Source organism: Cochlodiniinecator piscidefendens (assembly GCF_011326755.1).
In the GTDB taxonomy this organism is placed as follows: domain Bacteria; phylum Pseudomonadota; class Alphaproteobacteria; order Rhodobacterales; family Rhodobacteraceae; genus Cochlodiniinecator; species Cochlodiniinecator piscidefendens.
Genome location: NZ_JAAOIE010000001.1, coordinates 275,287 through 297,476, shown reverse-complemented (window position 1 = coordinate 297,476; position 22,190 = coordinate 275,287). Strand labels below are relative to the sequence as shown.

General features: G+C 49.8%; 25 protein-coding genes. 15 read left to right on the top strand and 10 right to left on the bottom strand.

What is annotated here, in order from left to right; genetic code table 11:
• Positions 1-42: 42 nt before the first annotated feature.
• The 3 genes from G9C99_RS01490 to G9C99_RS01480 form a co-directional block, all read right to left on the bottom strand.
• Positions 43-1,212, bottom strand: coding sequence for an RsmB/NOP family class I SAM-dependent RNA methyltransferase (locus G9C99_RS01490; RefSeq protein ID WP_166415683.1), 1,170 nt, complete (start codon positions 1,210-1,212; stop codon positions 43-45).
• Between the two features lie 51 nt (positions 1,213-1,263).
• The gene (guaB, locus tag G9C99_RS01485; protein ID WP_166415682.1) at positions 1,264-2,718 is read right to left on the bottom strand and encodes an IMP dehydrogenase; all 1,455 of its coding nucleotides are present in this window, start codon (positions 2,716-2,718) and stop codon (positions 1,264-1,266) included.
• A gap of 82 nt (positions 2,719-2,800) precedes the next feature.
• Positions 2,801-3,415, bottom strand: a complete 615-nt coding sequence (locus G9C99_RS01480; protein WP_166415681.1) for a gamma-glutamyl kinase — start codon at positions 3,413-3,415, stop codon at positions 2,801-2,803.
• 290 nt (positions 3,416-3,705) lie between these two features.
• Between G9C99_RS01480 and recA the strand changes: the two genes are divergently transcribed.
• From recA to G9C99_RS01455, 5 genes are all read left to right on the top strand, one after another.
• Positions 3,706-4,773, top strand: coding sequence for a recombinase RecA (gene recA / locus G9C99_RS01475; RefSeq protein WP_166415680.1), 1,068 nt, complete (start codon positions 3,706-3,708; stop codon positions 4,771-4,773).
• A complete protein-coding gene (locus G9C99_RS01470) occupies positions 4,763-5,353 on the top strand; it encodes a hypothetical protein (protein WP_331459957.1) in 591 nt (196 codons plus the stop codon). The genes recA and G9C99_RS01470 overlap by 11 nt, the downstream gene beginning before the upstream one ends.
• Before the next feature lie 74 nt (positions 5,354-5,427).
• Complete coding sequence (gene alaS / locus G9C99_RS01465) at positions 5,428-8,094, top strand: alanine--tRNA ligase (RefSeq protein WP_166415679.1); 2,667 nt, start codon at positions 5,428-5,430, stop codon at positions 8,092-8,094.
• On the top strand, positions 8,091-8,378 hold the full coding sequence (locus tag G9C99_RS01460) for a DUF1330 domain-containing protein (protein WP_166415678.1): 288 nt from the start codon (positions 8,091-8,093) through the stop codon (positions 8,376-8,378). Before alaS ends, G9C99_RS01460 begins: the two co-directional genes overlap by 4 nt.
• Positions 8,375-8,851: an MOSC domain-containing protein gene (locus G9C99_RS01455; protein ID WP_166415677.1), complete on the top strand. Its 477-nt coding sequence runs from the start codon at positions 8,375-8,377 to the stop codon at positions 8,849-8,851. Before G9C99_RS01460 ends, G9C99_RS01455 begins: the two co-directional genes overlap by 4 nt.
• An 82-nt stretch (positions 8,852-8,933) precedes the next feature.
• On the opposite strand, the gene typA is transcribed toward G9C99_RS01455, so the two are convergent.
• The 3 genes from typA to G9C99_RS01440 form a co-directional block, all read right to left on the bottom strand.
• Positions 8,934-10,754, bottom strand: coding sequence for a translational GTPase TypA (gene typA, locus G9C99_RS01450; protein WP_166415676.1), 1,821 nt, complete (start codon positions 10,752-10,754; stop codon positions 8,934-8,936).
• Positions 10,755-10,906: 152 nt separating this feature from the next.
• Positions 10,907-11,242 carry a DMT family transporter gene (locus tag G9C99_RS01445; protein WP_166415675.1) on the bottom strand — a complete coding sequence of 112 codons (336 nt, stop codon included), beginning with the start codon at positions 11,240-11,242 and terminating at the stop codon, positions 10,907-10,909.
• 6 nt (positions 11,243-11,248) lie between these two features.
• A complete protein-coding gene (locus G9C99_RS01440) occupies positions 11,249-11,707 on the bottom strand; it encodes an Lrp/AsnC family transcriptional regulator (RefSeq protein WP_166415674.1) in 459 nt (152 codons plus the stop codon).
• 117 nt (positions 11,708-11,824) lie between these two features.
• On the opposite strand from G9C99_RS01440, the gene G9C99_RS01435 reads away from it, so the two are divergent.
• A complete protein-coding gene (locus G9C99_RS01435; protein WP_166415673.1) occupies positions 11,825-12,028 on the top strand; it encodes a DUF6356 family protein in 204 nt (67 codons plus the stop codon).
• Positions 12,029-12,033: 5 nt separating this feature from the next.
• Positions 12,034-12,807: a class II glutamine amidotransferase gene (locus G9C99_RS01430; RefSeq protein ID WP_166415672.1), complete on the top strand. Its 774-nt coding sequence runs from the start codon at positions 12,034-12,036 to the stop codon at positions 12,805-12,807.
• 40 nt (positions 12,808-12,847) lie between these two features.
• Here the strand turns inward: G9C99_RS01430 and G9C99_RS01425 are convergent, their stop codons facing one another.
• The gene (locus tag G9C99_RS01425; RefSeq protein ID WP_166415671.1) at positions 12,848-14,062 is read right to left on the bottom strand and encodes an NADP-dependent isocitrate dehydrogenase; all 1,215 of its coding nucleotides are present in this window, start codon (positions 14,060-14,062) and stop codon (positions 12,848-12,850) included.
• Positions 14,063-14,300: 238 nt separating this feature from the next.
• Between G9C99_RS01425 and G9C99_RS01420 the strand changes: the two genes are divergently transcribed.
• A complete protein-coding gene (locus tag G9C99_RS01420) occupies positions 14,301-14,621 on the top strand; it encodes a DUF2834 domain-containing protein (RefSeq protein WP_166415670.1) in 321 nt (106 codons plus the stop codon).
• Here the strand turns inward: G9C99_RS01420 and G9C99_RS01415 are convergent.
• From G9C99_RS01415 to G9C99_RS01405, 3 genes are read right to left on the bottom strand one after another with little or no spacing between them, the layout of a single operon-like run.
• Positions 14,618-15,196, bottom strand: coding sequence for an HD domain-containing protein (locus tag G9C99_RS01415; RefSeq protein WP_166415669.1), 579 nt, complete (start codon positions 15,194-15,196; stop codon positions 14,618-14,620). The genes G9C99_RS01420 and G9C99_RS01415 overlap by 4 nt on opposite strands.
• Positions 15,193-15,444: a hypothetical protein gene (locus G9C99_RS01410; RefSeq protein WP_166415668.1), complete on the bottom strand. Its 252-nt coding sequence runs from the start codon at positions 15,442-15,444 to the stop codon at positions 15,193-15,195. The genes G9C99_RS01415 and G9C99_RS01410 overlap by 4 nt, the downstream gene beginning before the upstream one ends.
• 5 nt (positions 15,445-15,449) lie before the next feature.
• The gene (locus G9C99_RS01405; protein ID WP_166415667.1) at positions 15,450-16,103 is read right to left on the bottom strand and encodes an alpha/beta hydrolase; all 654 of its coding nucleotides are present in this window, start codon (positions 16,101-16,103) and stop codon (positions 15,450-15,452) included.
• A gap of 147 nt (positions 16,104-16,250) precedes the next feature.
• Between G9C99_RS01405 and iscR the strand changes: the two genes are divergently transcribed.
• From iscR to sufD, 7 genes are all read left to right on the top strand, one after another.
• Positions 16,251-16,712 (top strand): Fe-S cluster assembly transcriptional regulator IscR, encoded by a 462-nt coding sequence (iscR, locus tag G9C99_RS01400; RefSeq protein ID WP_166415666.1) that lies wholly within the window; start codon positions 16,251-16,253, stop codon positions 16,710-16,712.
• The gene (locus G9C99_RS01395; RefSeq protein WP_166415665.1) at positions 16,709-17,752 is read left to right on the top strand and encodes a cysteine desulfurase family protein; all 1,044 of its coding nucleotides are present in this window, start codon (positions 16,709-16,711) and stop codon (positions 17,750-17,752) included. Before iscR ends, G9C99_RS01395 begins: the two co-directional genes overlap by 4 nt.
• A gap of 41 nt (positions 17,753-17,793) precedes the next feature.
• Entirely contained in the window at positions 17,794-19,317 is a 1,524-nt protein-coding gene (gene sufB / locus G9C99_RS01390) for a Fe-S cluster assembly protein SufB (protein WP_166416276.1), read from the top strand.
• Positions 19,318-19,327: 10 nt separating this feature from the next.
• Entirely contained in the window at positions 19,328-19,642 is a 315-nt protein-coding gene (locus G9C99_RS01385) for a heavy metal-binding domain-containing protein (protein WP_166415664.1), read from the top strand.
• A gap of 187 nt (positions 19,643-19,829) precedes the next feature.
• Complete coding sequence (locus tag G9C99_RS01380) at positions 19,830-20,156, top strand: hypothetical protein (RefSeq protein WP_166415663.1); 327 nt, start codon at positions 19,830-19,832, stop codon at positions 20,154-20,156.
• Entirely contained in the window at positions 20,149-20,901 is a 753-nt protein-coding gene (gene sufC / locus G9C99_RS01375) for a Fe-S cluster assembly ATPase SufC (RefSeq protein WP_166415662.1), read from the top strand. The genes G9C99_RS01380 and sufC overlap by 8 nt, the downstream gene beginning before the upstream one ends.
• The gene (gene sufD / locus G9C99_RS01370) at positions 20,901-22,190 is read left to right on the top strand and encodes a Fe-S cluster assembly protein SufD (protein WP_166415661.1); all 1,290 of its coding nucleotides are present in this window, start codon (positions 20,901-20,903) and stop codon (positions 22,188-22,190) included. Before sufC ends, sufD begins: the two co-directional genes overlap by 1 nt.

The window sequence follows — 22,190 nt, the reverse complement described above, 5'->3', positions numbered from 1 at the left end:
AAAACAAAAAAATGTATCACTCGCCGGAAAAGACTGGCGTTGTTAAGCGTTTCGCTTCAGCTCAGCGAAGTAAAATCCATCCCCACCGTCAACGGGAGTGAGTTGTTTCTGTCTCAGCAGAACCCAGTCTTTGTTTTCAGTGAGAAAATCTCTGATCTGGTGTTCGTTTTCTTCTGACAAAATAGAACAGGTCGCATAAGCGAGTATTCCTGAGGGCGCTGTTTTGGATTTCGCTTTGTTTAGAATATCTTGTTGAATGCTCTTCAACTGCTGAAGGCGTTCGGGGGTGAAATTCCATTTTGCATCTGGCGACCGGCGCCAGGATCCACTTCCGGAACACGGGGCATCGACAAACACAACGTCAAAATTTGCCTCTGAGGCAAGTTGCTCATCATTTAAACATTTGATGCGCACACCCGCGCGTTTTGCGCGTTCAGGAATGTCAGACATTCGTTTTTCATCAATATCGTAGGCGAAAAAAGTTGCATCGGCTTTTGCTGCGAAAGCAAGTGATTTGCCGCCACCACCCGCGCAATAATCAAGCACCTGCGCACCCGGAGCGATTTCGAGTTCGTTTGCAATAAACTGTGATGCTGCATCTTGCAGCTCAACGATCCCTTCTTGGTAGGCTGCTGAATTCGCAACTTTTCGAGGGTTTTCTATGACTTTGAGTGCCGAAGGCGTTAGCGTAACTGGCCGTGTTGAAATCCCTTCTGCTTCTAAACGCATGATCGCATTTTCAACGTTAGATTTTCGAGTGTTAACCCGAAGATAAACCGGCGCGCGTTGTTTGAGCAGAGATAAGACAGCTTCGAATTTATCGCCTAAACTGTTACGCAAATTGGGCTCGAGCCATTCAGGGAAGTCAAGGCGCACAAAATCCGGAAGTTCTGCAGGCGTAAATTCGACCTCAGTAGTCGTTAAGGGCGCAGGTGCATGTCCAACGCCGTTAAAGATATCTTCAACGGAGGTGTCATGCGCGCGCAATGCACCCAACAAGATACCACGCCCCGTATTTGCGCCGCCAAGTGCTGCATAAGAGAGTTTGTTGCGTAACGCGTCAAACACGTGATCGCGAATAGCTGCGCGGTCTTTTGAACCGGCAAATCGGCTGCGGCGCGCCCAGTTTGTTAGGGCGCGTTCTGCAGCATCACCAGTTAGAATTTGGTCAATAATTTCAATAGCTGCGGCGCAACGTGCTGCTGGGGTCATGTCTGACTCCTTTTATATTTTACATTCACGTTGCGTCGCAACACATTGAAACTACATTACTCTGTAGTTTGGGCTTTCGCGTGTGATCTGAACGTCATGCACATGGCTTTCTTTCAGACCCGCGCCGGTGATCCGCACAAAGTTACAATTTTTGCGCATTTCATCGACCGTTGCATTACCGGTGTACCCCATTGCCGCGCGCAAACCGCCAACCAATTGGTGAACCACGGTACCTGCCGGACCTTTGTAAGGCACTTGACCTTCGATACCTTCAGGAACCAGTTTGTCGCTGGCTGCATCTTTTTGGAAATACCGATCAGCAGAACCGCGCGCCATTGCGCCGAGGCTGCCCATACCGCGATAGCTTTTGAATGAACGCCCTTGATACAGGATAACTTCGCCGGGGCTTTCATCCGTACCAGCGATCATCGAACCAACCATCGCACAGGATGCACCTGCTGCAATTGCCTTAGCGAAATCGCCTGAGAATTTAATACCACCGTCTGCAATGACAGGGGTTTTCGTATCAGCCGCCCCGCGCGCGCAATCCATAATGGCTGTGAGCTGGGGAACACCAACGCCAGCAACCATTCGCGTTGTGCAAATTGATCCAGGGCCAATACCCGTTTTGATGGCATTTGCACCAGCACTGATTAGGGCACGTGTGGCTGATTCAGTTGCGACGTTACCAGCAACAATTTGAATGTCATCAGAAAGCTTGCGCACACGTTCAACAGCTTCGAGTACACCACTTGAATGCCCATGTGCCGTGTCGATCACCACCATATCAACACCAGAGTCGATAAGCGCCTGCGTCCGTTCAAAGCCAGAGTCTCCAACGCCAGACGCCGCGGCAACACGCAAACGGCCAAGGTCGTCTTTGCAGGCTTGCGGGTTCAAGACGGCTTGTTCACTATCTTTTAATGTGAGAAGCCCGGTGAGTTTCCCGTCGCCATCAGTGATGAGCAATTTCTCGATACGGCGCGCTTGCATCAACGACCGTGCCTCATCCAGATTTGCGGGCTCGGTCAACATCGCAAGATTATCTGTGGTCATCATGACCTTAACGGGTGTTGCGTCATCTTGGGCAAAGCGCATGTCGCGGTTTGTCACGATACCTACAACCAATCCATTTTCACTCACCACCGGGAAACCCGTGACGCGGTAACGTTCCATCAAGGCTTTGGCATCTGCCAAGGTTTGATCAGGGGTCAACGTAATTGGGTTGTAAACGGTGCCCGAAACAAAACGCTTTACCCTGCGAACTTCTTTCGCCTGAGCGTCCGTATCGAGGTTTTTGTGAATAACCCCGATGCCACCGGCTTGTGCCATCGCAATTGCCATCCGTGACTCTGTCACAGTGTCCATGGCTGACGACAAAAGCGGAATATTCATCCGTATGCTTTTCGTCACAAAAGTGGAAGTGTCTGCAGTTGACGGCATCACATTGGATGCGGCCGGGACCAGTAGAACATCGTCGAAGGTAAGTGCCTCGCGAATCTCCATGGGGTATCTCCTTGGATGCTTCGTTTGACGCGTCCCTATTACATGGACCGGGAGGCTTGAAAAGGAAAAAGAACCGATTCTATTAATCTAATGCAGAAAAACGCGCGTGAAGCGCATCATAGAGTGCGAAATCTTCGCTACATTGTGTTCGGAGTTTTGCTTCGATTTCTGCTGAAAGTGCATGTTTTTTTGTGGGTGATACGTTTTTACGTGCAAGAGAAAACCGAAATTCAAGCCGATCCTCTAAGAACCGCGTTAAGTGATCTAGATGGGCGTAATCAAATAAATGATCGACTGAAACCGTTCCGTCATTCGCTGTTAAAAAACGATATTGGCGCCCGACGCGTGCATGGGAGGGCTGCGTTTCGGAAAGGTAATCTAGCACGAACTGATCAAACGTTACATTTGCAGTGCTGTTTGGCTTGCCATTTAGATGTGACCTTTGGCGGTATCTATACCAACTTCCCAACCATTCCAGAGGGTTGCGCATCACGGCTAATGTTTCAATGTCTTTTGTGTCACCGCGTTCTAGGTTTGGCAGCAACCGGTTCTTGAAAAACCGCGGATTCATATGTTTTATGCCCGGAGGATTGCGCATGAGAATATCTGCGCGATCCCCTAGAGCGCTTTCATAAGCCGTGGTTCCTGTTTTAGGTACCGCCAAAAAAGCGAGCCGCGCTTTCCAAAAAATCATCATATTCAAACGCGCCCTATAGTGTATCGAATTGCTGGAATTAATACGCCTGCGGTATGGAAAGACAACTGTTGTTCGTTAATGCGGTTGGTTTGATCCCGTCTGAATTCAGAAAATGTTAACCAAAAGGCGGAACAATTTCGAAATCTACACTGCATAAAACACTACTAAATCTAATCTAGTTAACGAATTTGGTTGAAATGTTCACTTTTTGATCTCATAAGAGTGGGAACAACTCGTGAACAAACGCAGAGATTGCCGCCCGGGTCCGGGTGTGGAATAAGAGGTAAACAATGGCGACGGCAGATTTACTTACCATGGCAGATAAAAAAAGCACCGATAAACAAAAAGCACTCGACTCAGCATTGGCGCAGATCGAACGGCAATTTGGCAAAGGCTCCATCATGAAATTGGGCGGCGAAAATGCCATCCAAGAGATTGAAGCAACTTCAACCGGATCTTTGGGGTTGGATATTGCGCTTGGAATTGGCGGATTGCCAAAAGGGCGTATCGTTGAAATTTACGGCCCGGAGTCCTCTGGTAAAACCACGCTGACGCTGCATTGCGTTGCCGAAGAGCAGAAAAAAGGTGGCGTTTGCGCCTTTGTTGACGCGGAACACGCGCTTGATCCGCTTTATGCTAGAAAGCTTGGCGTTGATCTTGATGAATTGCTGATTTCGCAACCTGACACCGGTGAACAAGCTCTTGAAATCGTTGATACCTTGGTGCGTTCTGGCGCGGTGAATATGGTTGTTGTCGATTCTGTTGCCGCCCTTACCCCAAAGTCTGAGCTTGAGGGTGACATGGGCGATAGCAGCGTTGGTGTGCATGCGCGTTTGATGAGCCAAGCGATGCGGAAGCTGACAGGGTCTATTGCACGCAGCAACTGTATGGTTGTGTTTATCAACCAAATTCGGATGAAAATCGGCGTTATGTTTGGCTCACCTGAGACAACAACAGGCGGTAACGCCCTGAAATTCTATAGTTCTGTTCGTCTTGATATTCGTCGCATTGGCCAGATCAAAGATCGTGACGAAGTTGTAGGTAATGCAACGCGTGTTAAAGTTGTCAAAAACAAAGTTGCGCCGCCCTTTAAGCAAGTCGAATTCGACATCATGTATGGCGAAGGCATTTCTAAGATGGGCGAACTTTTGGATTTGGGCGTCAAAGCTGGCGTCGTAGATAAATCCGGTTCGTGGTTCTCTTATGGGGATGAACGCATTGGCCAAGGCCGTGAGAATGCTAAAAATTACCTGAAGGAAAATACCCGCACCGCGCTTGATATTGAGGATAAAATTCGCGCTGCGCACGGATTGGAATTCGATATGCCTGCTGGGGATGATGCGCTCCTTGAGGACTAAACCAAAAACAGAACCAATTCATTCGTCTCTGGATGAATTAAATGCGCTGCTGCCGGATATGGCGGCAGCGCAAACAGATTCTGCTGTTGTTAAATATCTGTGTTTTCGCGAAGGTTACGGACAACGCGCCTTTGTCGATGCGCTAGAACTGAGTCGTGATCGTGGCATCATCGGCGAACGTTGGACAAAAGCGCCGTGGTTAAAATTGCCTGATGGTCAGCCGGATCCCCGAATTCAGGTCTGTATTCTAAGTAAACAAGTCCTGAACGCGGTTTGGAAGAGCCGAGAAATCTCAACACATCCGGGTGATACGTTTGTGCTGGATATGAATCTATCAGAAGCAAATCTGCCCGTGGGGCAATTGCTGCAAGTTGGCACGGCTGTTTTACGTGTTTCTGACGTGTTCAACGATGCTTGCGTCAAATGGCAAGCTCGATACGGTAAAACGGCGAAAGAGTGGATCAATGCTCCGCATCTTCGCGACCTTCGTCCGCGGGGTGTTCTGTGTGAAATTGCTGGCGGTGGCATTGTGCGCAATGGGGATATCGTTACAAAAATCGCGCCAGCAGGGCATCTCTGATCAACTGACTGTGGACAGCTGGCGGGCTTGGGGATACACCCAAAAGACCAGTATTTCCGAGAAAGAGCAGCCAGATGCCGACATTGAACGACATCCGTTCGACCTTCCTAGATTTTTTTGGTCAAAATGGCCACGAAATCGTCCCCAGTTCACCGCTTGTGCCGCGCAATGACCCAACCTTGATGTTTGTTAACTCAGGTATGGTTCAGTTTAAGAACCTGTTCACAGGCGTCGAAAACCGCGACTATAAACGCGCCACAACAGCGCAGAAATGTGTGCGCGCCGGCGGTAAGCATAATGATCTTGATAATGTGGGTTACACAGCACGCCATCACACATTTTTCGAAATGCTTGGCAACTTTTCTTTCGGGAACTACTTCAAAGAAGAAGCGATTGCCTTTGCGTGGGATTTGATCACCAAAGAATTTGGCATTGATAAAGACCGCCTTCTGGTGACTGTCTATCACACCGACGACGAAGCCGCGAATTTCTGGAAGAAATACGCCGGATTGCCAGACGAGCGTATCATTCGTATCGCAACCAACGATAACTTTTGGATGATGGGGCCAACTGGCCCATGTGGCCCGTGCACCGAAATTTTCTATGACCACGGTGATCACATTTGGGGTGGTCCTCCCGGTAGCCCAGAGGAAGACGGTGACCGGTTTATCGAAATCTGGAACGTTGTTTTCATGCAAAACGAACAGTTTGCTGATGGATCCATGACGCCGCTTGATATGCAATCCATCGATACTGGGATGGGATTGGAACGTATCGGCGCGTTGATGCAGGGCAGCCACGATAACTATGACACCGACCTGTTCAAAACGCTGATTGAAGCATCTGCACATGCGACTGGCGTTGATCCTTATGGGGATCAGAACGTGCATCACCGTGTGATTGCTGACCATTTGCGCTCTACTTCGTTTTTGATCGCAGATGGTGTGATGCCATCCAACGACGGCCGTGGTTATGTGCTGCGCCGGATCATGCGTCGCGCCATGCGTCATGCGCACCTATTGGGTGCAAAAGACCCGGTTATGCACCGTTTGGTTCCAAGCCTCGTCAGCCTGATGGGCAACGCGTATCAAGAACTTGGGCAAGCGCAATCCCTGATCGAAGAGACACTTTTACTTGAGGAAACGCGGTTTAAGCAAACGCTTGATCGCGGTCTGAAGCTGTTGGACGACGAAGTTTCTCATTTGTCTGATGGCGGCGCGCTGCCGGGCGAAACAGCGTTTAAGCTGTATGATACTTATGGGTTCCCGCTTGATCTTACTCAGGATGCGTTGCGTGAAAAGGGTTTAGAGGTCGATACAGACGGCTTTGATACCGCCATGGCTGAACAAAAAGCCAAAGCGCGCGCGGCGTGGTCCGGTTCTGGCGAAGCAGCGGATGCAACCGTTTGGTTTAGCGTCGCTGATGAGGCTGGGACGACTGACTTTTTAGGGTATGATACTGAGGTCGCGGAAGGTCAGATTGTTGCAATCGTGGCTGAGAATACGTTGTCAGATGTGGCAAAAACCGGCGATAATGTGCAAATAGCGCTTAACCAAACGCCGTTCTATGCAGAATCTGGCGGTCAAGTTGGCGATACGGGTATTCTGAAAACCGACACAGGCATCGCTAAAATTACCGACACGCGTAAAACCGCGGGTGTTTATATTCATATTGCGGAAATTACCGAGGGTGAGATCAGCAAAGGGCAGGGTGCGGAACTGATCGTTGATCATGGACGTCGGACCTCTATCCGCGCCAATCACTCCGCAACGCACTTGCTACACGAAGCGTTGCGCGAAGCACTGGGCGAACATGTTGCACAGCGCGGTTCCTTAAACGCGGCTGATCGCCTCCGGTTTGACTTTAGCCACACAAAGGCGCTGAGCGCGGCTGAGCTAAAACAAGTTGAACAGGATGTGAACACCTACATCCGACAAAATAGCCCTGTTGAAACGCGTATTATGACACCAGACGATGCGCGCGACTTAGGGGCGCAGGCCTTGTTTGGTGAAAAATACGGCGACGAAGTGCGTGTGGTTTCTATGGGGCAGAAGCCTGATTCTGGCAAAGGAAACGATGGGGAAACCTATTCGCTTGAGCTTTGCGGCGGAACGCATGTGCGCCAGACGGGTGATATTGGTCTGTTTGTTGCACTTGGCGATAGCGCATCTTCATCTGGTGTACGCCGGATCGAGGCTTTGACGGGTGCAGCTGCGCTTGATCACCTTTCTGCGCAAGATGATCGCATGATGGATATGGCTGGATTGTTAAAAGCCCAAGCTGCTGAAGTTCCAGACCGTGTCAAAGCGTTGTTAGATGAGCGTAAAGCGTTGCAAAACGAAGTCGCACAATTGCGCCGCGAAGTTGCGATGTCTGGTGGTGGACAGTCGGACGCCGCAAAAGCAAAAGATATCAATGGGGTATCGTTCATTGCTCAGGCACTTCAGGGTGTTACCGGCAAAGACCTTCCTGCGCTGATTGATGAGCATAAGGTAAACATGGGGTCCGGTGCGGTTCTATTGATTGCTGATACGGGTGGTAAAGCTGCTGTTGCGGCAGGTGTAACTGCTGATTTGACGGCGCGTGTGTCTGCTGTTGATCTCGTCAAAGCAGCGGTTGCTGAACTTGGCGGCAAAGGCGGTGGCGGACGCGCTGACATGGCACAAGGTGGTGGCAAAGACGCTGCCAATGCTGATGCAGCAATCAAAGCTGCCGAAGCCATTGTGGAGACATCAAAATGACAGCTCTTTGGATTGCAAATGTGCATGTAACTGATGAAGAGGCCTACGGTAAATATGCGGCGCTCGCCGGTCCTGCAATTGCGGCCCATGGCGGGTATTTTCTCGCGCGGGCTGGACAATATGAACAACTTGAAGGGCGCGACCGGGCACGTAACGTTGTTGCGCGGTTCCCAAGCTTGGAAGCGGCACATAACTGTTACCACTCAGATGCTTATCAAGAGGCATTAAGCCACGCGCGCCATGCCTCCGAGCGCGATTTGGTGATTGTTGAAGAAGTTGAATGAAGTCCCTTAAGGACCTCATGAAAAATCACGCGCAGGCCGGAACACTAGATTGGATCGGCCTGCGTCCTGCACGTAAAGAAACAATGCAGGTTGTTCAATCGGCTGAAATAAACGAAGCGGGTCTCATCGGTGATCGCCATCCCAGCCCAGGGAAACGCGCCGTGACGCTTATTCAGGCCGAACATTTTCCCGTGATTGCAGCGCTCTCTCAGCTTGAAGATGTGACCCCTGATCTTTTACGCCGAAATTTGGTTGTTTCTGGGATCAACCTTTCGGCGCTTAGGCACCATGAGATCACGGTTGGGAACGCAGTTTTATTGATTGCGGGCCCCTGCGCGCCTTGCTCTCGGATGGAAAGTATTCTGGGGCACGGCGGATATAACGCTATGCGTGGTCACGGGGGATGGTGCGCCGAAGTCGTTACTCCGGGGCATGTTACGCGTGGTGATGCCGTAGCACCAGTTTCGCAATAAAAAAGGCCGGCAATATTTGCCAGCCTAATATATTCACAAAATAAAGGTGGCGCAGAAAGTTATCTGCGCCACCTTTATTATTTTACTGTGCTTCGCGCGCTTTGCGCTTACGCTCATGCGGGTCGAGGTGACGCTTACGCATACGAATTGAGTTCGGCGTAACTTCTACCAATTCATCGTTGTCGATGTAGGCAATAGCTTCTTCCAACGACAGGGTGATTGGTGTGGTCAAACGAACCGCATCATCAGTACCCGAGGCCCGAACATTGGTCAGTTTCTTACCTTTCAGCGGATTTACCTCAAGATCATTTTCACGACTGTGCTCACCGATGATCATACCTTGGTAAACGTCAGCTTGCGCGCCGATCATCATTTTACCGCGGTCTTCGAGATTCCAAAGAGCGTAGGCAACAGATGTGCCATTTTCCATGGAGATCAAAACACCAGCACGGCGGCCTGGAATTGAGCCTTTGTGCGGTGCCCAGTCATGGAAAACACGGTTCAAAACACCTGTGCCGCGTGTGTCAGTCAGGAATTCGCCATGATAACCGATCAAACCGCGTGATGGAACGTGGGCGATGATGCGGGTTTTGCCTGCACCGGCGGGACGCATCTCAGCCAGTTCACCTTTACGGGTGCTGGTCAGTTTTTCGATAACAACGCCGGAATATTCGTCATCCACGTCAATGGTAACTTCTTCCACTGGCTCGTGGCGTACACCGTCGATTTCTTGGAACAACACTTGCGGGCGAGAAATTGAAAGTTCAAAACCTTCGCGACGCATGTTTTCGATCAAAACACCCATCTGAAGTTCGCCACGACCGGCAACCTCAAAGGCTTCGCCGCCAGGAGTATCGCTGATCTTGATCGCAACGTTGCCTTCTGCTTCTTTCATCAGGCGATCACGGATCACGCGAGACTGAACTTTTTTGCCGTCACGACCAGCGAGAGGGCTGTCGTTGATACCGAATGTCACAGTAATGGTGGGCGGATCGATTGGTTGCGCAGGCAGAGGTTCATTTACGGACGGGGCAAGCAGAGAATCCGCAACGGTGGATTTAGTCATACCAGCCACGGAAACAATATCACCAGCTTCGGCCACTTCGATTTCCTGCTGAGCCAAGCCACGGAACGCCATGATCTTGGTTGCGCGGAAGTTCTCGATCAATGTGCCGTCACGTGACAGCGCTTTGATGTTTTCGCCCGCTTTCAATGTACCCGCTTCAACGCGGCCTGTTAGCATACGGCCCAAGAATGGGTCGGACCCCAAAGTGGTCGCCAGCATTTGGAAAGGCTCGCCTTTGCGAGAAATCTGTGCAGGGGCAGGAACGTGCTCTAGGATCAAATCGAACATCGCCGTTAGATCTTTGCGCGGGCCGTCCAATTCCATGTCAGCCCAGCCGTTGCGGCCAGATGCGTACATGGTCGGGAAGTCGAGCTGTTCGTCGGTTGCGTCAAGGCTTGCAAAAAGGTCGAAGCATTCGTCCAACGCACGGTCTGGTTCGCCGTCAGGTTTGTCAACTTTGTTCACAACAACGATTGGACGCAATCCAAGAGCAAGCGCTTTGGAGGTCACAAATTTCGTCTGCGGCATTGGACCTTCAGCGGCGTCCACCAACAGAACAACACCGTCAACCATGGATAGGATACGTTCAACTTCACCACCGAAATCGGCGTGGCCAGGCGTATCAACGATGTTAATCCGCGTGTTTTTCCACTCAACCGATGTTGGCTTCGCAAAAATCGTGATGCCGCGTTCGCGTTCCAGATCATTGCTGTCCATGGCGCGTTCTGCAACGGCCTGATTGTCCCGGAAAACGCCGGATTGTTTCAGTAGCTCATCCACCAGGGTGGTTTTCCCATGGTCCACGTGAGCGATAATTGCGATATTTCGAAGATCCATCGATTGGGTCCGTCCTGCCATGTCATGTGTTGCTGCGGCCCTATCGTGCAAGCGCAGAAAAAGCCAGCCTTAAATAACAAATTTGCCCTTTTCGTTAATGGAACCGCCACTTTCAGGCCGGTCGTCGCACTTTATGGCAGGAAGCACTGATTTTAATGGGCCGCGCTATTTGAGAATAAATGGATAACTAAAATGCCACTCATGATCATGGCAAGCCCCGCAACAGCGGGCCAATCCAGCGATTGCCCAAAGACCAAATAGCCAATGATTGCAATCGAAACGATACCTAACCCAGACCATAATGCGTACACGATCCCAACGGGCATGTATTTTAAAGTGAGCGCCATAAAGTAAAAGGAAAGCACATAGGCAACAACCACGATGACCGCCGGGACCACGCGCGTCATTTGCTGGCTTGCTTCAAGAGCAGAAGTTCCGATTGTTTCAGTGATAACTGCTATGAGTAAAAACAGGTAGTGCTTCGGCATAAGACCTCACAGGGGGAGTTCGGTTGTTTCTTTGATTTCTTCCATAACGAAACTGGCAGAAACATCTGACATTTCAACTCGTTTTATCAAACGTCGGTAAAGTCGATCGTAATCTTCAACGTCGCTCACGCGTGCGCGGATGAGGTAATCTAAGTCACCGGTCATACGGTACGCCCCTAAGATTTCAGGCATAGACTGTGTGGCTTGAGAAAACTTCTCCAGCCAAGCGGTGTCATGGCTTTGAGTTCGAATTTGGATGAATACGGTTAGCCCCAGACCCAACGCATTCGGGGCCAGCAATGCAACCCGCTTCTTAATGACGCCAGTTTCTTCGAGCGTTTTAATTCTGCGCCAACATGCGTTACGCGATAACCCAACCTTTTCACCAAGCGTTTCTAGGCTGAGATCAGAATCTTGTTGCAGGTATTTCAGTATTTTGCGGTCTAGGTTGTCAAATTTCTCCATAGATATGAATTGTAGTGGAAAAAATCACACCAAACAAATGGAAACGTATGAAAAATGGGAACCTTTCATGCGTAGGGTTTGTTAGATTTACCAAACAGACATGAAAAGGGGCGTATCATGATCAACAAAGTATTCTTAGAGCATCCGCAAAGCGTTGATGAAACCTATCTTGAACATGCGGTTTTCGCATCAAAGTTTTCGCTGAAGCTTTTTGCCGCCGCATTCGCTGCAGCCATCCACGCGGTTATTCCCTGTTTGTTTGAAAAAACAGCCAGTAAATTAATCGCTGATATGTATGCAAAAACGCATAATCGAGGATAACCACTATGTGCCGTTGGGCCGCTTACACAGGTACTCCGATCTTTCTTGAAAACGTTATTTCCCGTCCGGGGCATTCATTGATTGATCAAAGTATTGAGGCCGAAGAATGTAAAACGACGACGAATGCCGATGGGTTTGGCGTGGCATGGTATGATGCGCGGACTGAACCCGGACTATATAGGGATGTTCATCCTGCTTGGTCTGATCCAAATTTGCGTTCAGTGGCACGACAGGTCAAGTCTGGGATGTTCCTTGCCCACGTACGGGCATCTACTGGGTCTGCAACCAGTCGCAATAATTGCCATCCCTTTGCTGTTGGGCGTTGGAGCTTTATGCATAACGGGCAAGTTGGTGGTTTTGAGAGCTTTCGCAAGCATGCAGATATGCTCATTCCTGATGATCTGTATAAATACCGAAAGGGCGCAACAGACAGTGAAGTTATGTTTTTACTGGCGTTAGGCGCAGGCTTGGAAACAGATCCTGTTGCAGCAATGCAGTCTGCAATCGGTCAGCTAGAGGCATTGTCGCGCAAACATGGGGTGAAACCGCATATGCGGGTTTCAGCGGCATTTTCAGACGGGGAAACGCTTTATGCTATTCGGTATTCGTCGGATCACATTACACCCTCTGTGTATTACCGTTTCAGTGAAACACACGGGGGGTGGGCTGTTGTGTCAGAGCCCCTTGAACACGACGAAGAAGGGTGGGAGGCACTTCCACCGGGAAACATACTCGTTCTGAATAAAGCGGGTGCGCAGCAGTTTTCCTTCGCCCCATAGAAAAAGCCGCCAAATTGGGCGGCTTAATCATTTTAGCAGTTTATCCGACCAATGCGGCGCTTAGGTTCTCATCGATTTTTTCGAGGAACCCTTCGGTTGTCAGCCATTTTTGATCTGGTCCAACAAGCAAAGCCAAATCTTTGGTCATGAAGCCACTTTCGACGGTATCAACGATCACTTTTTCCAACGTATCCGCAAAGCGCATCAGCTGTGTGTTGTCGTCAAGTTTCGCGCGGTGCTTCAGGCCACCAGTCCAAGCAAAGATAGACGCGATTGAGTTGGTGGAGGTTGCTTCGCCTTTTTGGTGCTGGCGGTAGTGACGTGTCACAGTACCATGTGCAGCTTCGGCTTCGACGATTTTCCCATCTGGGGTCATCAGTTGAGATGTCATCAGACCAAGTGAACCAAAGCCCTGCGCAACTGTATCTGACTGCACGTCGCCGTCGTAGTTTTTACATGCCCAAACGAAACCACCGTTCCATTTCATGGCACAAGCCACCATATCGTCGATCAGGCGGTGTTCATAATGAATGCCGGCCTTCTTAAATTCAGCTTCGAATTCTTCTTCATAGACCTTCTGAAACAGATCCATAAAGCGCCCATCATAGGCCTTGAGGATGGTATTTTTGGTGGACAGATATACAGGCCAGCCAAGTTTCAGGCCGTAGTTCATGGACGCACGCGCAAAATCAATGATTGATTGATCAAGGTTGTACATGCCCATAGCAACACCAGCAGCAGGGGCGTCATAAACGTCTTTCTCGATAGTTGTGCCGTCTTCGCCGACGAATTTCATCGTCAGTTTGCCTTTTCCTGGGAAAAGGAAATCAGTCGCTTTGTATTGATCACCAAAGGCGTGACGCCCAATCACGATTGGCTGTGTCCAACCCGGCACCAAACGCGGAACGTTAGAGCAGATGATGGGCTGACGGAACACAACACCACCAAGGATATTGCGGATTGTCCCATTTGGCGAACGCCACATTTGCTTTAAGCCAAATTCTTCTACGCGCGCCTCATCAGGTGTAATGGTCGCGCATTTAACGCCAACGCCGTATTTCTTGATGGCTTCAGCGGAATCTATGGTGATTTGGTCGTTTGTTTCATCACGCGCTTGAATACCAAGATCGTAGTATTTCAGATCGATGTCGAGATACGGTAGGATGAGCTTCTTTTTGATAAAGTCCCAAATGATGCGGGTCATCTCATCGCCGTCGAGTTCGACAACGGGGTTGTCCACCTTAATCTTGGTCATAGGGCGTCCTTTTTGCAAAAGTGAATCAATTTTCTCGAGTGTTCTAACGTAGAAATGCAGGAATGAAAAGAAAGTATGCAAATGTATACGAAGTCATTTTATCAAAACTGCCCGTGAAAAATTAGGATTTGGAACACCAATCAACGTGGTCAATTGCCTATTTGGTCAACTTGAATAGAGTCCAACTTTTTGCCAAACTCAATTTATTACTTACTTCTACTGTTTTGGGACTTTTTTTATGCGGGCTTTATACATTGCACTTGGTGCAGTTTTTTTTGTTGCGTGGTTGATCGCCATATACGTATTAATCGGAGCGCAGGTAAATTCTAGAGAAACAATTCTGGCAACTGGGCTTATCTATCTAATTGTTAATACGGCTTTTTTGGAGCTATTGTTTTTAGCGTGGAGCTTTATGGATGCACGGCGCCGCAATATCCAATATTGGGGGCAGATTGCACTATCGAGTTTGGTTTGCGGGCCCGGAATGGGGTTTGCCGCATATCTGCTGATGCGGGATTTGCGTGTTAATCACGAATGGCCGCAAAATCACGAAATCTAAACAGTTTCGAAAAACTGCACAGCTTTCTGTCGAACAAACTGCCAGATGGATCTCGATCCTCTGGCGACCTTTTGTCCCACGCGGTGTTCCAGTTGTTCTAAAGTAACGTTGTAATCTGTCCACGACCCGCCGCCATTGGCGATGTTTAAAAGGACAGGTTGTACGCGATCTATGGACTTCGCGAAAATGGCGTCGGGTGTTACGCTGGCTTCAAATTCGGTCCAAAGATCATGTAGGGCTTCTGCCTGATCCTGCGGGAGCATGCCAAAAATACGTTTAGCCGCGGCGCGTTCCTTGGCTTCATGCGCTTCAACGTCGATTTGCTGGTGTATCGGCACATCGCCTGCGTCAATCTCAACAAGGTCGTGGATCAAAAGCATTTTGATGACGCGATTTATGTCAACGTCAGGGGCAGCGTGCTCTGCCAAAATCAGGGCATACATTGCAATATGCCAACTGTGTTCGCCTGAGTTTTCTTTACGCGACCCGCCTGTAATTTCGGTAGCCCGCGTAATCTGTTTTAGTTTGTCGATTTCTTGAAGGAAGGCAAATTGCTGTTCAAGATTTTCGGTCATTTATCTGCCTTTTGTTGCGCAGCTTTGTGTTCTTCAATGGCGGATTTTACACGTTCTGCCAGAAATTTCCGCCCGCGCACTTCTGCCCGCCGAACACGTACATAGGTCATAAAGTTCTCTTCCAAAGTGGTAGAGCTTTCTGCAATGATTTTAGCGATGTCTTCCGAAAGACGATCTATCTTGAGCTTGCGCTCAGCTTCTAGAACGTCTTTCGCAAGGGCATCAGCAAGGTCTTCTAATGCACTCATCGGGTTTACCGAGATGTTTCAGTCAAACGGCGACGCACGTATTCATCTGTACTGCCCAACAAAGTGTCCATATGTGGATCTTCAAAGAAGTGACCCGCACCTTCGACTTGTTGGTGGGTGATCGTAATACCCTTTTGTTCATGCAATTTATCAACCAAGGTGACAGTATCAGCCGGCGGCGCGACACGGTCATTGGTTCCGTTGATGATAAGACCAGAGCTGGGGCATGGCGCCAAGAAGCTAAAGTCATACATATTCGCCGGGGGGGAAACGCTCACGAAACCTGTGATTTCAGGGCGACGCATCAGCAGTTGCATCCCGATCCACGCACCGAAACTAAAGCCAGCAACCCAGCAATGTTTCGCGTTGGGATTCATTGATTGCAGATAATCCAGCGCAGAAGCTGCATCCGACAATTCACCGACACCTTGGTCATATTCACCTTGTGAACGTCCAACACCGCGGAAATTGAACCGAAGCACGGTAAAGCCCATGTCAAAGAACTTATAGTGTAGGTTGTAAACTACACGGTTGTTCATTGTTCCACCAAACTGTGGATGGGGGTGCAAGATGATCGCGATTGGCGCATCTTTTTGTTTTTGTGGGTGGTAGCGTCCTTCAAGACGGCCTTCCGGTCCCGGGAAGATAACTTCGGGCATTCTGTGTCCCATTCTTGTGTCAGCGGTGAATTTGTTGACGAATTCACTCAAGCTTATTAGAATAATTCTAAATACGGCGATTGCCGTGCAGGTAAAAGGGAAGTAAGTGTCTACTGCGTCCCCGTCAACCATTTCAAGGATTAAGCGATGAAACTGTCGACAAAAGGCCGCTATGCGATGGTGGCGCTTGCGGATTTAGCCTTACAGCCCAAAGAAAACCTGATTTCGCTTTCGGAAATTTCAAAACGCCAGGATATTTCATTGCCATACCTAGAGCAATTGTTCGTCAAATTGCGTCGGGCGGAACTGGTCGAATCGGTGCGCGGCCCCGGTGGTGGATATCGTTTGGCGCGTTCTGCGTCTGAAATTCGTGTCGTGGATGTGTTGGGGGCGGTCGATGAAACTGTTTCTGCAATGCATACAGGGGCAGGGGCCTCGGGTGCTATTTCTGGTTCGCGTGCGCAATCGTTGACCAATAGATTGTGGGAAGGGTTGTCAGCGCAGGTTTATGTGTTTTTGCACCAGACCCGACTGTCTGATGTCGTTAAAAACGAACTCACGCCTTGTCCGGCGATCCCTTCTATTTTCGAAGTGGTCGATGAAGGATGAAGCGAAGCTATTTGGATTGGAATGCAACCGCACCTTTGCGGGACGAAGCCCGTGTGGCGATGATGTCTGCAATGGACGTTTGCGGAAACCCGTCCAGTGTTCATTCAGAAGGCCGGGCAGCCAAGTCGCTGATCGAAAAGGCGCGTTCGCAAATTTCAGCAGCTTTTGGTGCAGATGGTGCTGATATCGTTTTTGTATCAGGATCGACAGAGGGTGCGGCGCTTGCGCTGTCTGGACGCAACTTTGTTGGGGCAGATGTAGAGCACGACGCAATCGTGGCTTGGATTGACGCTTGTTTGAATGTTGATGGCAATGGCGCGGTTTCGGTCGAAACCCCTTCTGAAACCGTGTTGCAAAGCGCAAACAGCGAAACTGGTATTATTCAAAGGCTACCCGATGGATTGGCCGTCGTTGACGCTACACAAAGTTTTGGCAAAGTCCCGTTTGCCTTTAACTGGTGTGGAGCAGATATGGCGCTTATTTCCGCACATAAACTTGGCGGCCCTAAAGGGATCGGTGCATTGGTTTTGCGGCGCGGTTTAGATGTCGCTGCGCAGATCAAAGGCGGGGGGCAAGAAATGGGCCGCCGGTCTGGAACTGAAAATACCATTGGGATCGCCGGTTTTGGCGGCGCGGCTGCGGCTGCAGAGCGGGATTTAGCGGATGGAAAATGGGTCGAAGTTGAGAAACTTAGAAACATTCTAGAAAAAGCGCTGGAAGAATCTGCAAAAGATACTATTTTTGTCGGGAAAGATGCGGTGCGATTGCCTAATACCTCATGTTTTGCTGTTCCGGGATGGAAGGGTGAAACGCAGGTGATGCAGATGGACCTCGCTGGTTTTGCAGTTTCTGCTGGATCAGCTTGTTCGTCGGGCAAGGTGAAAGCCAGCCGCGTTCTAAAGGCCATGGGATACAATGACGATGTCGCCAGCAGTGCGATCCGCGTTTCTCTAGGGCTTGATACAACAGAAGACGACGTTCTGCGATTTGCCGAAGCTTGGGGCAAGCAGTACAACAAATTTAAAGCGCGTAATGCGTGAGCAACGCCATCTATGGTGTTGATAATAAGAATGGAAATGAAATGGCCGCTTTTGACGATGTAGACGTAAAAGAAGGTGTTGATCAGGAAACGGTCGATGCTGTGCAGGCTATGGCAGGCAAATACAAATACGGTTGGGAAACAGAGATCGAAATGGAATATGCCCCAAAAGGTGTAAATCCAGATATCGTTCGTTTGATTTCCGGCAAAAATGACGAACCTAAATGGATGACAGAATGGCGCTTGGCGGCATTTGAACGCTGGACCCAAATCGAAGAACCGACATGGGCGATGGTGACATACCCAAAGATCGATTTCCAAGATATCTACTACTACGCACGTCCAAAAAGCATGGAAGAAAAGCCAAAGTCTTTGGATGAAGTCGATCCAAAATTGCTGGCAACCTACGAAAAATTGGGTATCCCGCTGAAAGAACAGCTAATTTTGGCTGGTGTTGAAGGCGCTGAAGATGTTCCTGCTGAAGGGCGCAAAGTTGCGGTCGACGCTGTCTTTGACTCCGTTTCAGTGGGCACCACGTTTCAGGAAGAATTGAAAAAGGCCGGCGTCATTTTCTGTTCGATTTCAGAGGCGATCCGCGAATACCCTGATCTTGTCAAAAAATACCTTGGCACCGTGGTTCCGGTTTCGGATAACTATTATGCAACATTGAACTCTGCCGTGTTTTCAGATGGTTCATTTGTGTATGTGCCACCCGGCGTGCGTTGCCCGATGGAGCTGTCGACCTATTTCCGTATCAATGCCGAAAACACTGGCCAGTTTGAGCGCACCCTGATCATCGCCGACAAAGGTTCCTACGTAAGCTACCTTGAGGGCTGTACCGCGCCGCAACGCGATGTCGCGCAGTTGCACGCTGCTGTGGTTGAGATCATCATCGAAGAAGACGCTGAGGTGAAATATTCAACCGTTCAGAACTGGTATCCCGGTGATGAAAACGGCGTTGGTGGGATTTATAACTTTGTGACCAAACGTGCAGATTGCCGTGGGGATCGCGCCAAAATCATGTGGACACAGGTGGAAACCGGTTCTGCAGTGACATGGAAATACCCGTCTTGCATCCTGCGCGGTGACGAAAGCCAAGGTGAATTTTACTCAATCGCGATTGCCAACAATATGCAGCAGGCCGATACTGGTACAAAGATGGTGCATTTGGGTAAGAAAACCAAATCACGTATCGTGTCCAAAGGGATCAGCGCGGGTAAAGCGCAAAACACCTACCGTGGTCTTGTGTCCATGCATCCCAAAGCCAAAGAAAGCCGCAATTACACCCAGTGTGATAGCCTTTTGATCGGGGATAAATGCGGCGCGCACACGGTGCCCTATATCGAGGTGAAGAATAACTCATCACGCGTTGAACACGAGGCAACCACATCCAAGGTTGACGATGAACAGCTGTTCTATTGCCGTCAACGTGGCATGGGCGAAGAAGAGGCTGTGGCGCTCGTTGTCAATGGTTTCGTGAAAGATGTGCTTCAAGCGCTGCCGATGGAATTTGCGTTGGAAGCGCAAGCGCTTGTGGCGATTTCCCTCGAAGGTTCAGTGGGATAAGAGGTTAAATATGATCATTACAACAACACCTTCCATCGAAGGAAAATCGATCAAAACATACCATGGTATCGCCGTGGGTGAGGCCATTATGGGCGCGAATGTTGTGCGTGATGTGTTTGCTTCCATAACTGATATCGTTGGTGGACGTTCCGGCGCATATGAAAGCAAACTACAAGATGCACGTGATACGGCGCTTCGTGAGCTCGAAGAGCGTGCTGTTGCCATGGGTGCTAATGCGGTTGTTGGGGTTGATCTTGATTACGAAGTTGTCGGGCAATCTATGTTGATGGTGTCTGCATCAGGCACTGCGGTCACGGTTCAGTAATGTCAGTTAAGTCGCGCATATCAGTTTTGTCGGCAGTGCTGACTGGGTCGTTTTGTGCGGTCTTTGCGATTTTTCTAAACAAAATCCTGCCGGAGATGAGCATAACATTCCTTTTGGCTGGGGCGGGGACGTCCGGCTTTTTAGGAAGCCTTTTTGCACAATTCGTGCTGCGGAGGCGTGGTTAAGAATGAGCGGTAACTCCCTAGAAGAAGGCGTCATGCTGCAACTAAAAAACCCCAGCCATCTGGATGTGGGGCGGGTTGCAGTACCTGCAGGCGTGGTTCTTGGGCTTATCGTATATATTGCTCTGGGCGTGTTTATTCCGCCATTGGGGTGGTTGCCAAAAATTCTCGCCGGATTGCTTGTTGGCGTTCCGGTGAGCGCGTCGATTTATCGACGCATGACGGAAAAGAGAATGAAGGCGGAGCAAGCGCGACTGTTTGAGGAACGCGCACTTCGTATTGAGGAAACTGAGCGTCAATTGGCGCGGATGAAGGCGAACGAAAATGCTTGAGATCAAAAACTTACACGTCAAACTTGAAGAAGACAAGCAAATCCTAAAAGGCGTTAATCTGTCTATTGGTGCTGGCGAAGTCCACGCAATTATGGGGCCAAATGGGTCAGGTAAATCAACGACTTCTTATGTGCTTTCTGGCCGTGATGGTTACGAAGTTACCGAAGGTTCTGCCGAATTGAACGGTGTTGATCTGCTCGATATGGATCCTGAAGAACGTGCAGCAGCTGGTCTTTTCCTCGCGTTTCAGTACCCAGTTGAAATCCCTGGCGTTGGCAACATGACGTTCTTGCGGACTGCGGTAAACGCCCAACGCAAAGCGCGTGGCGAAGACGAAATGTCTGCCGGTGAGTTTTTGAAAGTTGTGCGCGCAAAAGCGAAAACGCTAAAAATCGACGCTGATATGCTGAAACGCCCTGTGAATGTTGGCTTTTCCGGCGGTGAGAAAAAGCGCAACGAGATTTTGCAAATGGCGATGCTTGAGCCAAAAATGTGCATCCTAGATGAAACCGACTCTGGCCTAGATGTCGATGCGATGAAATTGGTGTCTGAGGGTGTAAATGCACTGCGCGATGAAGGTCGTTCCTTCCTCGTGATCACACACTACCAACGCCTATTGGACCACATCAAACCTGACGTTGTTCATATCATGGCGAATGGCCGTATCATTAAATCTGGTGGCCCTGAATTGGCGCTTGAAGTTGAACACAACGGTTACGCCGATATTCTGGCGGAGATTGCGTAATGGCGCTATCACAAGCAAAAATGGATGCGACAGAAGCCCGGTTGTCTGGGTTGACGTTGCCTGAAGACGGTGGTTGGATTTCAGCCAGCCGCGCGGATGCACAAACGCGCCTACGCGCTATGGGCATGCCGGGGCGTCGCGATGAATATTGGAAATTCACTCGGCCAGACACATTGGTTCAAACCGATACGCCACAGGCCGCTGTGTTTGATGTGACGGATGAGGCACCAGTTTTTGACGCGATTGATCGGTTGAAAATCGTGTTTGTGGATGGAGTGTTTGATGCGGATGCCTCAGATGATTTGACGCTGGCGGGTGTCTCGATTGAACGTCTTGCTGATGCAGGGCAGACAGACATCCACTGGGCAAAAGACATCTATGGCGTGTTAGAAACCAACGGTCAGGTTCCGGTTGAACGCCCGTTGGCCGCGCTTAATACCGCTTATGCCGAAGACGGAATCGTGATCCGGGCAACCGCAAAGGTCGAAAAACCCGTATCGTTGATTTACCTTCATAAATCAACAACTTCGGATGCTACACTACATCATGTCATTAAGGTTGAAAGTGGCGCAGAGCTGACAGTTCTAGAAAATGGACCGGCCGCAGCGCGGTTCAATAAAGTTATGGAAGTAGAAGTCGCCGATAACGCGTCTTTCCATCATATTCGAGCACAAGGCCGCGATCACGAACGTCGGGCGGCGACCCATTTATTTGGCCGCCTTGGGACTGAAAGCGTTTTTAAGAGCTTTACGTTGACCGCCAACGGTGTCCTGACCCGGAATGAAGTTGTTCTGGAACTGACCGGCGATGACGCGCAAGCGCATGTCGCGGGTGCCGCGATGGGCGACGGCGATTTTCACCATGATGACACGGTCTTTATCACTCATGATGCCGTAAATTGCGAAAGCCGTCAGGTCTTTAAAAAGGTTCTACGGAACGGCGCAACTGGCGTTTTCCAGGGCAAAATTCTGGTCAAGCCAGACGCCCAGAAAACAGATGGCTATCAGATCAGTCAGGCGCTTTTGTTGGATGATGACAGTCAGTTCCTCGCAAAACCTGAGCTGGAAATCTACGCTGATGATGTCGCCTGTTCTCACGGCTCAACAACAGGTGCCATAGACGAAGAGTCGTTGTTTTATCTGCAATCGCGGGGCGTTCCGGCGAACGAAGCCCAAGGTCTACTTGTGCTTGCCTTTTTGGCTGAAGCGATTGAAGAAATCGATGACAGTGAAATCGCAGATGATATTCGTGATCGTTTAGAGGGATGGCTGAAACGCCATCGCGACTGA